Source organism: Streptomyces sp. NPDC054887 (genome assembly GCF_053610585.1).
The window spans coordinates 39,725-51,603 of the sequence record NZ_JBSGYQ010000054.1 but is presented as its reverse complement, the minus strand read 5'-3'; the positions used below and the strand labels follow the sequence as shown (position 1 = coordinate 51,603).

Below are 11,879 nucleotides of genomic sequence, written 5' to 3'. Positions count from 1 at the left end.
TCAACACACCCAGAGCGATCCGGTCCGACAACCGCTCACCCGACGACTTCACCTGTCCAGGCCTTGGCACACCACAACCAACGACCAACACGACTCAAAGTCACCGGTATTGCCTCTAAGGCGCCTTGTTAGGCACCCTGCGAAGCGCCCTGTAAAGCGCCTCCCCGGCCGGGCCTGCCCGGCACCCGAACCCGGCGCTGGGCGAACCTTCGCTGTTCCCGGGCAAGCCCGCCGCCCGCCCTGGTGGCAAGCCCCACGCCGGGGGCTTGCCACCAGGGACGAACGACTGAGCCTCCCACGTGATGTGAGTCACAGTCACATCACGTGCCTACCCCTACATAACTACACGGACAGCATCTGGCGCTGATGAGTTGCAGGGCTTGCCCATGCCCGTGTTACGCGCCCCATTCAATGCTTCCTTGCTCACAAATGTGCAGGTCAGGGCATTGAATGGGGCCTTTTTGCTGTCGAGAGTGATCGGCGGTTGCGGGGCTTACCCCCGTGCCCTCCACAGTCCGGATCAGCACTGCGGCAGCCGCCGTCATTGCTGTGCGCGGCCTACCCCGAGACGCAAGGGGTGTGCACCACCCAAGATCCGCCCGCCTGTGTGCCGACCCGGCACACCCAACCCGAAACGGGGGACCCCGTGTCCACGCTCGCCCTGCTTGTCCTGCTGCTTCTGGTCCTCGTCGTCCTGCTCTGCCTCAGCGGCCTGGTCTACGTGGCCTACCGGCACCCGCGGTTCGCCACGCCGCTGATGGTCGCCGGCACGTTCGGCGCTGCGCTCGTCGGCGTAGTCGCCATCATCGCCACCCGGTGAACGGCGCGGGGCCGAGTCGCTGCTCTCGGCCTCCTCCTCCGCTGCCGGACTGGGTGGTCCAGCTCGGTATTGACCAGGGCCAGCCGCCCATGGCGGGTGCTGCGGTCTCGCCGGCGGACGCCGTCGCGCCATCGATTGCACGCAGACACTGCGCGCGCTCGCCGACGGCATTACGCCGTGCCCGGTATGCAAGCCGGACCGGGGCCTCGGCTACCTCGGCTGCGTTACGCCGACCGCGGCTTGCGGCCAGCGGTCCATTTCGCCGGGCTCTTGGCCGTCTTTGCGGCGGTCTTCTTCGCCGCGCACTTGGACAGTCGGGTTCTGGCCTTGGCTCTCGCCGCAGGACACGCGGGCCGATCCATGGACTGGCGCAGCGCCGCCATGAAGTCGACGACCGGCGCCGCGGTGGCCGCATGCTTGCTCCGGCGAGCCACTAGACGTTTGTCGGAGCCATAGCCGCCCGTGCCGTTGGCCGCGCTCAGCGGACCTCAGGACCTTTCCACCCGGCGCCGACGGTGGTGGCGCAGCCGTCAGTACCGTGTCTGACGCAGAACGTCGACGATGGTGGGAGCTGTCAGTGGCGAGCTCTAGGATCCCGGCATGATTTCCCCGGAAGAGATCGAGCAGTTGGCGACGCGGATCGGACTCGAGGGGGAGGGTGAATTCTGCGACTGTGGGGCATGGGTGGCCCGCCTGATTCGGGGCCGTGAGTGCCAAGGGTGCTACCGGATGCGCCGGGGCATCGAGAAGTACGGGCTCACCATCCCCCAGTACAACGCCATCTGGCGCGCGCAGAACTTTCGGTGCGCCCTCTGCGGGGACAATGCGGAGCCCTGCGATGGCGGTATCCCTCACGTCGAAGCACGTCCCTGGCAGATCGATCATGACCATCACTGCTGCGGCATGAAGGGCTCCAGCAACCGCTGCTGCGTTCGCGGGATCCTCTGCCGCCCGTGCAACCTGAACGAGCTGGCGCCGTATGAGCGCAAGCGTCGTCGCGGCGCCGGCTTTGCGATCCCGGATATCGACGCCTACCTAGTCAACCCGCCGGCGCGCCACCCAGAAGCCCGTGTCATCCGCGGCCGAGACGATGCCTACCTGCCGACATCCTGGGCCTACATACACGATGCGCAGGTGGTCAAGCACGGGTATGTGGGGTGGTCGTGAGCGTTCCGCCACTGAGGCTCCCGGGCTGTGGGGAAGTGTCTGGGGGTTGGCCCGTGTAAGGGCGTAAGCAGTCTCCGGATGCAGGGTGTGCGCTCGGTTCGTACGCTGAAATCAGGGGCTGAGCTGGCCGGGGAGCCTGCTGATGAGAGATAGAAGGTCGTCAACCAGCACCGTCTCATTGCAGGACTCGGGCTCTCATGCCTGGCCTGTGGGGTGTCTGCAGCCGCCAGAGCGGGAAATGCTCGACCATGTGGCGGCTGAGGAGCGCCTGGACCCGTCCGGCGGGGCTGAAGTGGACAGGTCGACCATGCCGGCCTGGGGCGCCGAGCGGACTATCCGGGCAGATGTGCTGCGGCACCTGTTAGTCGAGCCTCAGTGGGCCGTGCACGCCAGAGGGGTACGGCTACGTGCCGTCAAGATCAGCGGTCACCTAGACCTTGAATCCGCCACCCTGCGTTGCCCGCTCGTGTGCGAGGACTGCTTCTTCGACAGCCCCGAACCCGTCACTCTCGACTACGCCACCGCCTCCTACGTCGCGTTGCTTCGTTGCTCACTGGCCAGCCTCGCAGGCGACGCACTTGTCGTCACCAAGGACCTCGACCTCAATGGTTCGCTCTTCGAGGGTGGCGCGGTGCGGCTGCCGGGTGCGGTGATCACCGGCCAGCTGTCCCTCCGGGGGGGCGGAGTTTACCGGCGCAGATAGCGACGGCAATGCGGTGGTGGCCGACGGGCTGAAGGCCAGTGGAGTGTTCCTCGACGGCGATTTCTCTGCGGCCGGGGCGGTGCGGCTGATGAGCGCTGAGATCACCGGCCAGCTGTCCCTCCGGGGGGCGGAACTTACCGGCGCAGATAGCGACGGCAATGCGGTGGTGGCCGACGGGCTGAAGGCCAGTGGAGTGTTCCTGGGCGGCGATTTCTCCGCGGCCGGAGCGGTGCGATTGGTGAGCGCTGAGATTACCGGGCAGCTGTCCCTCAGTGGGGCGAAGCTCACCGGCGCCCACACGGGCGGCAATGCGGTGGTGGCGGACGGGCTGAAGGCCAGTGGAGTGGTCGGCGGTTTCTCCGCGGACGGGGCGGTGCGGCTGATGAGCGCTGAGATCACCGGCCAGCTGTCCCTCCGGGGGGCGGAACTTACCGGCGCAGATAGCGACGGTGACGCCGTGGCGGCCGACGGGCTAAAGGCCGGGGAAGTGCTCCTCGACGACCAGTTCACTGCGGCTGGGGCGGTGCGGCTGCCGGGCGCTGAGATCACCGGCCAGCTGTCCCTCAGTGGGGCGAATCTCACCGGCATTAACAGCGATGGCAATGCCCTGTTTGCCCACGGGCTGAAGGCTGGCGACCGAGTGGCCCTCAACAAGGGCTTCAATGCAGCCGGCACGGTCGATCTCAACGCGGCGCACATCGGCGGGTCTTTGCTTATTGGTGATGCCGAGCTGTCTGGTAAGCCAGCGTTGCTGGCGGCAGGAATGCGTGTTGGGCAAGAGCTGCGGTGGCGGCCGAACCAGCCGGTGAAGGGTCTCGTCGACCTGGAACGGGCGTCGGTGCACCGGCTGGTGGACGACTGGAGCCTGCCGTTCGCTCACTGGCCAGCGAAAGGGAAGCTGCGGTTGGTGGGGTTCACCTATGACGGGTTTGGCGACGACAACTTGGCCACGTCGAAGCGACGCCTAGACTGGATCCGCCGCAGCCACACCATCGCCTCGCCCGGGAAACCAGGCACCTTCGCCTTCCAGCCGTACGAGCAGTTGGCGCGCGTCTATCGGCAGAGTGGGCAGGAGAAGGAAGCCCGCACTATCGCCATCGCCCGTCGCAACGACCTGCGCACCTACGGCGACCTCGGCAAATGGCGGAAGCTGAGCAACTGGCTGTTCGACAAGACGATCAAGCACGGGTACCAGCCGCTGCGCGCCGTCGTCATGCTGGCCGTCGTCTTCCTTTTCGTCCTGCTCGCCGGCTGGGGCGCCCAGCACCACGACGCTGCGATTGTTCCGGCCAAGGACACCAAGAACATCCGCCCCGCCCCTACAGCACAGCACTGCACAAAGAACTACCCGTGCTTCTACCCGGCCGGTTACGCCGTCGACGTGGTCATCCCCCTGATCAACGTCCGCCAGGCCGAGAACTGGCGCGTCAACGGCAACGCTCCTTGGGGCTGGGCCTGGATCGCCGGCACCTGGACCGCGACCGGTCTGGGCTGGGCCCTATCCACCCTCGCCGTCGCTGGCTACACGGGCCTAATCAGAAAAGACTGATCAGCCATTCGCCCGACCACAGCCGCTTCGTCGACGGCAAGGGAGGTGGCGGCTACCAGGCTCGGCCGCTCTCGCCCAGCAGCCGAGCCGCTGGAGCAGATATGCGCCCCAGTGGAGGCGCATATCTGTGATGAATCCGTTACTGATCACTACGTGGGTGATGCGCCGGGCCTGGGGATCTAGTGATCGTTTCAGGATTCTTTGCTGTGGTGTGGTGTGTGTCTGAGCTGGGGGTTTCCGTTGAGGTTCGGAAGCCTGCAAGGCTTTGAACTGCAGGTTCAGTGATTGTCTCGGAATGTAGTGATCAATATCGGATTCCCTTATAGCTGTGTGGTTCGGGTGGATCGGTCTGTGCTGGCCAGCGGGCTGGCGGGTCGTGCCTGAGCAGCGTTGGCCAGGCGAGTGCGTGGCCTTCCGCGTCGCTGGCCAGAGCTGGCCGTCCTCAAGGCGTGGAGGGGGTTTCGGGCTGGTCCCGGCGCTGGCTGTCGAGGCGATCCGGCGCCTGTCCGGGCACTCCAACACGATCCGCGAATGTAACACCAACGACTGGGCAGTCGAACGACGACGCACCCACGACAGCAACATGTCCCGCTCGGCATCAGTCAGAACAGCCGGCGGAATCTTTGGTCCAGGACGACTCACTCCAGACCAACGACAAACCTCTGACTCAGGACACTAGGCCCCCGGCGGCCGGGTAAGTGGGCCCCAATTGATCACGTTGCGGCTGAACGTCGCATCGTTGAAGTTGTAGTCCTTGAACGTCGCATCCTCAAAGTTGAGCCGGCTCCTGCTGAACGTCGCATCCTCAAAGTTGACGGTGCCTTCGCTGCACGCCTTCTTGAAGCTGACCGTGATGCCGCTGAATGTGGTACCGCGGAAGTCGGCCGTGCCGGTGCCACTGAACTTCGCATCCTCGAAGTTGACCTTTCCGCCGCTGAACATCGCTCGGCGGAAGTCGATCGAGCGGATCTCGTCCGAGCTGATGTCGGCCGTGCTGCCGCTGAATGTTGCTCTGCGGAAGTCGACCTTGCCGCTGAACGTCGCTCGGCGGAAGCTGGCCATGTTCCGGAAGTCGCTATCAGAGAAGTCGCCGCCGTCGAAGGTCGCGCCTGTGAAGTCGAAGTTGTGGTCGCTCCACGAGATGTGTTCGCCCGACCGCAGGTGATCGCGGATAACGCTGATGATCGTCCAGCGGACCTCCCGCTCGCCTGCCTTGTGCCCTTGTGCCCGGGGGGCGGGCTGGTAGGGCATTCGCAGGTAGGCGCACAGGACGTCGATACAGACTTTCCTCTGATCTTCCCAGTCGTCGGCGAGGCGGGCGAGGGCATAGACGCCGGCGAGACGCACCGCGGCCTGCTCATGGCCAAGCTGTTCGGCGGCGGTGGTGTAGCGCCCGGCGAGCTGGTCAGCGTCTGCCCTGTGGGCGTCGCCCTCGGAGATGCGCTGTTTACGGTACGCGTAGATCCCTGCCAGAACGGCGCCGACAAGGGTGAGGGTCGCGAGGGTGGTGCGGATCAGCTCGTGGACTGCGACGGGTTTCGGGGTGACCTGGTCCGGTGCCAGAACGTCGTAGATCAGAAAGATCCCGGCACCCGAAAGCAGGGCCAGCACGAGGGTGACCGGGACCACGAACCGGACGCGCCACAACTTGGGCGCGTGGAGGCCTCGTGGGCCTGGAGCTTTGCGTTCCCACCAGCGCACATTTTTCATGGCTTGATCATGCTCGTCGCTCTGGCCTGAGAGAGCGCTATGCCCGCCGCTTGGCGGAACCGGAACGCCCGCCTGGGCCCCTCGATGCCCGAAGGGCACTCAGCCTGATGACGGGCAGCGGGCCGCTGGCCCTCCCCGCGATCTCTTTGTTTCGGTACCGAGGCTCGTGGCGGGCGGGAGTTGCCGGGAGTCAGGTCAGCCCCAGCGCGTCGGCAATGCCAGCGGCTACCTCGGGGTGGGCCAGGTAGCGCTCGATGGCATGGGGCTCTTCCTTGTTGTCGACCTCGATCTCCTTGAGCGGCTGTCCCCAGCAGCGTGTCAGGGGATGGCCGGTGGCGACGATGTCGTTGACGTCGAAGGTGTCGAGCCAGGGGATGCCCGGATGCTTCTGCTCGTCGGCCGGGAGGTTGTTGACGACGGCGTCCAGGCCCAGAGGCGAGCCTGCGGTGATCCACAGCTTCGTACGGGCACGAAGGCCCTCGTCGGCGAGGAGGTCTCGCGCGACGACCGAGCCGAGGCTGTGCGATACGAGGACCACCGGTCCTGTCGCCGGGACGAACGTCCGTACCTCTTTCAATACCTCGGCGCGGCCATGTGTCAGGTAGACGGCGACGTCGCGCAGGAACAGTTCGATGATCCCCGCGTCGACCTCGGTGTTGTCGGCGAGCCAGCGCAGGACCCGGCGGGCACCGCGCCACGAGAGCAGGTCCTGCAAGCCTTCGCCTTGCGTTTCCCGCTGCACGAGGGTGGCACCTTCGTCGCTCTTCGCAGATGCCAGGTCCTGCAAGAGCTCGCGCTCGACTCGGCCGACCTTGGTACCGAGTTCCGGGTGGAACGGGTCGGCGCCGTCGATCCGGTCGCGGCGCAGGCTTTCGAAGTCGATGTCCGTGTCACTCACGGCCAGTTCGTCTTCGAGCTGCTTCAAGAGATCACCGTAGTAGGGGAATGCGACCGGCACGTGGTCGACGGGCGGGCGCTGGGCCAGGACGAGGCCCGCGGCCAGCCCGGCCGACCATGTGAGTTGCAGCTTGTCGGGGTCCTTGTCGTGCTGGCGGCGGCCGTGCACGAACAGCAAGGTCGGCGTCATGAGTTGCCTCCGTCATCCTTCTTGAGCGCCTCGTCGACGAGGGCGCGCATGCCGGGGTCGAGATCGGCCCTCGCCTCCTTGAGGCGCTTGACGATGCGGCTGACTCTCAAACCCTCGTTGGCCAGATAGTGGATGGCTTCCTCGCCCATGTCGCGCGTCCAGATCTCGCCGGTACGGGTGAGGAATCTGTCACCCTTCATGGCCGCGAAGCCTCGACAGTGCAGGGCGACCATTTCCCATTGGTCGTTGAAAACCGGTGATCCCGACGAGCCGTCGCGGGTGTCGCTCGTGTAGCGCAGCCACTGGACGTCCTTTGACACCACCCGGTTCTCGCGGATGCTCACGCGCTTGCGCTCGCCGTCGGGGTGGTGGATGACGTTGACCGCTTCGCCGTTGAGGCATTTGCCCTGTTGGCCGATCAGGCGTACCCAGCCCTGCCTTTCGCCGGGCGGTGCACCGTCGAGGTCCTTGAGGGCGACAAGGGAAAAGTCCATTTCCTCGTCGGTGAACCAGAACGTCCGGCGGTCGAACGGGACGCTTGTGAACGGCTTGTCCGTGCCGTCGTCGCTGTGCTCGTAGTCGAACTCCGCTGCGCCTTGCGACGGGGGGAACTCGTTGGGCGTGACATGGTTGTTCGTCATGAACAGGCGGGGCGAGACCAGCACTCCGGACCCGTATGCGACAGCCGGCTGACCCGGCTCCTTGTGCACCACACGCCCGACCGCCCGGGAGACGACGAGGCCGCGGCTGAGGAATGTGACCCACAGAGAGTCGTCCGCACCGATGCGCGCCTCGTTGCGGGGGTCGTACGCCTTGAGACGTTTGCGCCTGATCTCGACGGTGCTCTTGTCGTTGGCGAGAGTGGGGTCGTTGGCGGCGATGGCTGCGTAGGACTTGGAGATCTGGTCGGCGTCGGCCGCCCACCGCGCCGCGGCACCGTCGGTCTCGTCGGGCATGTCTCCCCTCAGGGCAGGAATAGGCCCAGGTTGCATCAGGGACGCCCTCACCCACGGAGGCGCGCGCGGGCAAACGGGTGATGCTCGGCGTACAGATGCGAAAGGTGGTGGAGTCCGTGGTGAGGCGGAACCTCCCAGTCGTATGCCGCACGGCGCCGCCCGTTGCCGGACCTGAGGCAGGAACCCTGGTGGTTGCGTCAGTGGCATGCCGCTGGTCCGTCACTTCCCTGGTCTTCCTGCCCCGGGGAAGCTTCCTCTTTTCTCATGTCTGAGCGCCGTCTGTGCGGCCTGCGTGCGGGGGTAAGGCGGCGTCGCCGATCGTGAGTCAGCACAGCCGGAAGGGGCGGCGCCGGAATCGTCCGGTGCCGCCCCTTTCCGGCTGTTTACCTGCGTGTTCAGGAGCCCGACATGGCGCGCCCGAATATGGGGTCCTCCCCTGAGTTCCCGATGCCGACGGATGACGCGCCGAAGCTCACCGCGCCGGTGGCCGTGATGCCTCCGGTGGAGCCGCGCAGGACCCACACAGCACCGTCGTCGCTGTTTTCGCCGCCCGCGCCCACCGACAGATCGGCGCGGCCGTCCTTGTTGTGGTCGGCGAGGTGGACGGCGCCGGTGAACAGGTCCGACGACTCGTTGGCGCCCGGGATGCCGGAGGTGCCCTGGTGGAAGGACTGGGCGCCGGTCCCCGTCAGGCCGGAGGCGCCGCCGCGCAGCACCCAGACATTGCCGGCGTGGTTCGCGGAGCCGATGGTCTCGAAGTTCGCGCCGATGGCGAGGTCCGGGTAGCGGTCACCGTTGACGTCGCCCACGGCGAGTGCGCCGCCGAACGAGTCGTCGTGCTCGTCCGCTCCCGGCACACCCGCAGTGTCCTGGCTGAAGACGGCGTTGCGAGCGGTGTCGACGCCCGCCGCACCGCCGTAGAACACGGTGACGTAGCCGCCCTTCGCCGTCTGGTCCGTGACGGAGACGAAGTCGGAGCCGACGACCAGGTCGTCGTGCCCGTCGCGGTCGAAGTCGGCCACGCTGAGCGCGCCCGCGTACCCCGTGCCCACCTCGGTCTGCAGCGTGGGCCCGCTCGAGGCACCCAGGTAGACGAAGTTGCCCGCGGAGGACCCCACCACCACGTCGTCCACCTTGTCGTTGTCGAAGTCCCCGGCGGCCAGCTGGACGGCTCCCATGGGGTACGCGCCGGCCTCGATCTGTGCGTCGAAGCGCAGTTTCCCGGCCGCGCCGCCGGACTTGGTGAAGCCTCCCTTGAAGATCCACACGTCCTTGCCGGTGGAACCGACCGCCAGATCGGCTTTCCCGTCACCGGTGAAGTCGCCGACCGTGAGGGACTGGCCGAACCGGTCATGGCCCGACGCGTTCGGGTCGCTGATCGTCGTGCCGCCTGACAGGCCCGATGAGCTGCCCCACAGGATCGTGATCGAACCGCCGTCGACATCACCGCTGACGTCCTCCAGCGGTGTGCCCACGACGAGATCGCCGTAGCCGTCGTTGTTGAGATCGCCGTGCGCGAGTTCGGTGCCGAAGCGGTCGGAGGTCTCCGAGGCGCCCGGCACGCCGGAGGAACTCTGCGATGTGGTTTTGTGGCGTGCGGCGCTGATACCGCTCGACGAGCCGTAGTTGACGACCACGGCGCCCGTCTTCGCCTTCCCGCCCGCGACAGCACCTGGGGCGCCGCTCGCCAGATCGCGGTAGCCGTCACCGTTGAAGTCGTCTGCGAGGCCCGACGCGGCGGCGCTCGCGCCGCCGGGCAGGGTGATGAGCAGACCACCGGCCAAGGCGGCCGCGACGGCGGCGGCGCCTAGGACGACGGGGCGGCGGGAGCGCTTGTGATGGGGCCGGGACATGGGTTCCTTCCAGGACATACGTATGAGCTCATAGATGACCTCTGATGAGCCGGAAGGGTTGTACGGGAAAGCGACGATGTAGCCGACCTCTACGGGCTGGTCACCGCCGAGGAGCACCGGCAGGGCGTCACCACCCGGCCTCCCGCCGAGGACCTCCTCAACGGCGAGGTCACCTACCCCGTCGCCCACGCCGTCGGCCTCCTCCAGCCGGCCGACCGCCAACGGCTGCGGGACGCGCTGCGCCAGCATTCCGACGCCGGAGCACACGAAGCATCCGATCTCCTGGCACGCAGCGGAGCACTCGAGGCGTGCATGAGCGAAGCCCGAACCCTCGTCCACGAAGGCCTTGAGGTTTCGCAGGGCGGCGGCCGGCCCCGACCCCGACAGCCCGCTGGGCGGCGCCCCTGTTCCCGGGCGATAGCGCAGAAGGGCTCCTCCCCGTCGTACCCGCGGGGGAGGAGCCTTTCTCTGGCTCAAGCGGCTGCCCCCTGCTGGGTTGTTGGCCGGGCGCCGAGGCGTCCTGGCACGCGAGGTGGGGGGGCGTTCGCTGGTGAACGACCCGATTCAACGCCCCCTTGTCGGGTGCTAACCCCAGCTCCATCCTGGTCAACCAACCGGCACAGGACTTCTTGGGGGGCGTATGACAGCCGTGAGGGGCATGAGGCAACGCACGTGGAGGGTGCGGTTGGCCGTCGCGTACGGTCTTCTCGGACTCGGGCTGCTGGGACTGATCACTTCCACACCGTTCGTGTTGGCCGCCTTGGCTCCTGCCAACACGGATTAGGGGAAGCTCAGTGACATCAGCCCGGCATACGGGGCCGTGTCTGTCGTGCTCTCGGCCATTGCTCTGGCCGGCGTTGCCCTCTCGCTCCTCTACCAGGTACGTCAGGCCCGTACGAGCAGTGAGCAGGCCATCAGGGACAGCCATCTCCAACTCGCGACGCTCGCACTGAGCGACCCCGATCTACTCCAGGCGTGGTCACCGCCTGCTGCACCGGTTACCTTCAAGCGGCACCAGCAGCATCTGATCACGTCATTGGCTCTCGGCGAGTTGCTGCTTCCGCATCGGCCACCTGCCCTTGCAAAAGCTCGCTGTGAAACTCGACGGGCACTTCCGCGGCGAGATCGCACGCGAACAGTGGGAACGCGAAGGTCCTGGTTGGCGCCGCACCATGGAGGCTGGTGATCGCCGCGACCGCGTGCTCCTTCGTCTGGTGGACGAGCGCTACGAGGCTGCCGTAGCTGCTGGGCCGGCGCTTGCTGTCGTGCCTTTTCAAGGTCGGCCGGACAGAGCTTAGTGCTCGGTCCGTAGGTCGTGACTTCTGCTCGGAGACCTTGCCGACGCCGCCAACAGGGCTTGTCAGTCGGTGGCTGTGGCCCACTGAAGTACCCCCGATGAGAGGAGCTCAGGTGTCGACTGACCGGCAGGCTATGGACCTTGAGGCGTACACGGCCCGCACACGAAGCGGACCGTGCTTCGTCTGCTCGTTCCTGGCCGGACATCCGGACTACCCGCACGAGAAGGTCTATGAGGACCAGGATCATGTGGCGTTCCTCGACCGGTGGCCCACCGTGCGGGGGAAGGTGCTCGTCGCCCCTAAGGCGCACATCGAGCACGTTGTCCGTGACCTGGACGAATTGGCCTACCTTCGTCTTATGCAGGTCGTCCGCGAGGTCGCCTTGGCCGTCGAGAGCGTCTGCGGATCCGAGCGCACGTACCTGTACTCCCTCGGCAGTCAGCAGGGCAACGCGCACCTGCACTGGCACATCGCTGCGCTGCCGGCAGGTGTCCCCTACAAGCAGCAGCAGTTCCATGCTCTTATGACTGAGAACGGGGTCCTGCCTGTGCCACCGCAGGACGCCGCCGCCATGGCCGCACGTCTGCGCGCGGCCGTTGCTGCTGGGGGAGTCCTTTCCATGCCGCAGGCGCCCGGCACTCTGTGATCACCCCAAGGGGCCCGTACCTCGCCGCCGGGGTCATTTGTGAGGCTGCGCTCGGCGTCGGCGCCGACGTTCAAACTGCCGCCAGTAGCC

Annotated in this window: 9 protein-coding genes and 2 pseudogenes; 7 read left to right on the top strand and 4 right to left on the bottom strand. The window is 66.6% G+C overall.

The window, feature by feature from the left end:
- Positions 1-646: 646 nt before the first annotated feature.
- The 5 genes and pseudogenes from ACWGH0_RS26270 (at position 647) to ACWGH0_RS26250 (ending at position 4,239) form a co-directional block, all read left to right on the top strand.
- Positions 647-820: a hypothetical protein gene (locus ACWGH0_RS26270; RefSeq protein ID WP_453406704.1), complete on the top strand. Its 174-nt coding sequence runs from the start codon at positions 647-649 to the stop codon at positions 818-820.
- 94 nt (positions 821-914) lie between these two features.
- Positions 915-1,205, top strand: a pseudogene (locus ACWGH0_RS26265) (DUF6233 domain-containing protein); the annotation flags it as partial.
- Positions 1,206-1,420: 215 nt separating this feature from the next.
- Positions 1,421-1,987, top strand: a complete 567-nt coding sequence (locus tag ACWGH0_RS26260; protein WP_453406703.1) for an endonuclease domain-containing protein — start codon at positions 1,421-1,423, stop codon at positions 1,985-1,987.
- A 238-nt stretch (positions 1,988-2,225) separates the two neighbouring features.
- A complete protein-coding gene (locus ACWGH0_RS26255) occupies positions 2,226-2,690 on the top strand; it encodes a hypothetical protein (protein ID WP_453406702.1) in 465 nt (154 codons plus the stop codon).
- 16 nt (positions 2,691-2,706) lie between these two features.
- A complete protein-coding gene (locus ACWGH0_RS26250; protein ID WP_453406701.1) occupies positions 2,707-4,239 on the top strand; it encodes a hypothetical protein in 1,533 nt (510 codons plus the stop codon).
- Positions 4,240-4,914: 675 nt separating this feature from the next.
- Here ACWGH0_RS26250 and ACWGH0_RS26245 read toward each other — a convergent pair.
- From ACWGH0_RS26245 to ACWGH0_RS26230, 4 genes are all read right to left on the bottom strand, one after another.
- Positions 4,915-5,949, bottom strand: coding sequence for a pentapeptide repeat-containing protein (locus ACWGH0_RS26245; protein WP_453406700.1), 1,035 nt, complete (start codon positions 5,947-5,949; stop codon positions 4,915-4,917).
- Positions 5,950-6,139: 190 nt separating this feature from the next.
- Entirely contained in the window at positions 6,140-7,036 is an 897-nt protein-coding gene (locus ACWGH0_RS26240; RefSeq protein ID WP_453406699.1) for a hypothetical protein, read from the bottom strand.
- Positions 7,033-7,992 (bottom strand): trypsin-like serine peptidase, encoded by a 960-nt coding sequence (locus ACWGH0_RS26235; RefSeq protein ID WP_453406698.1) that lies wholly within the window; start codon positions 7,990-7,992, stop codon positions 7,033-7,035. The genes ACWGH0_RS26240 and ACWGH0_RS26235 overlap by 4 nt, the downstream gene beginning before the upstream one ends.
- A 395-nt stretch (positions 7,993-8,387) precedes the next feature.
- Entirely contained in the window at positions 8,388-10,112 is a 1,725-nt protein-coding gene (locus ACWGH0_RS26230) for an FG-GAP-like repeat-containing protein (protein WP_453406697.1), read from the bottom strand.
- 553 nt (positions 10,113-10,665) lie between these two features.
- On the opposite strand from ACWGH0_RS26230, the pseudogene ACWGH0_RS26225 reads away from it, so the two are divergent.
- Positions 10,666-11,143, top strand: a pseudogene (locus tag ACWGH0_RS26225) (DUF6082 family protein).
- A 112-nt stretch (positions 11,144-11,255) separates the two neighbouring features.
- Positions 11,256-11,789, top strand: a complete 534-nt coding sequence (locus ACWGH0_RS26220) for an HIT family protein (RefSeq protein WP_453406696.1) — start codon at positions 11,256-11,258, stop codon at positions 11,787-11,789.
- The last annotated feature ends 90 nt before the right edge of the window (positions 11,790-11,879 follow it).

Coding starts and splice junctions, on each gene's coding strand:
- ACWGH0_RS26260 (WP_453406703.1), top strand. CDS start 1,421: ATGATTTCCCCGGAAGAGATCGAGCAGTTGGCGACGCGGATCGGACTC.
- ACWGH0_RS26255 (WP_453406702.1), top strand. CDS start 2,226: ATGCTCGACCATGTGGCGGCTGAGGAGCGCCTGGACCCGTCCGGCGGG.
- ACWGH0_RS26245 (WP_453406700.1), bottom strand. CDS start 5,949: ATGAAAAATGTGCGCTGGTGGGAACGCAAAGCTCCAGGCCCACGAGGC.
- ACWGH0_RS26240 (WP_453406699.1), bottom strand. CDS start 7,036: ATGACGCCGACCTTGCTGTTCGTGCACGGCCGCCGCCAGCACGACAAG.
- ACWGH0_RS26235 (WP_453406698.1), bottom strand. CDS start 7,992: ATGCCCGACGAGACCGACGGTGCCGCGGCGCGGTGGGCGGCCGACGCC.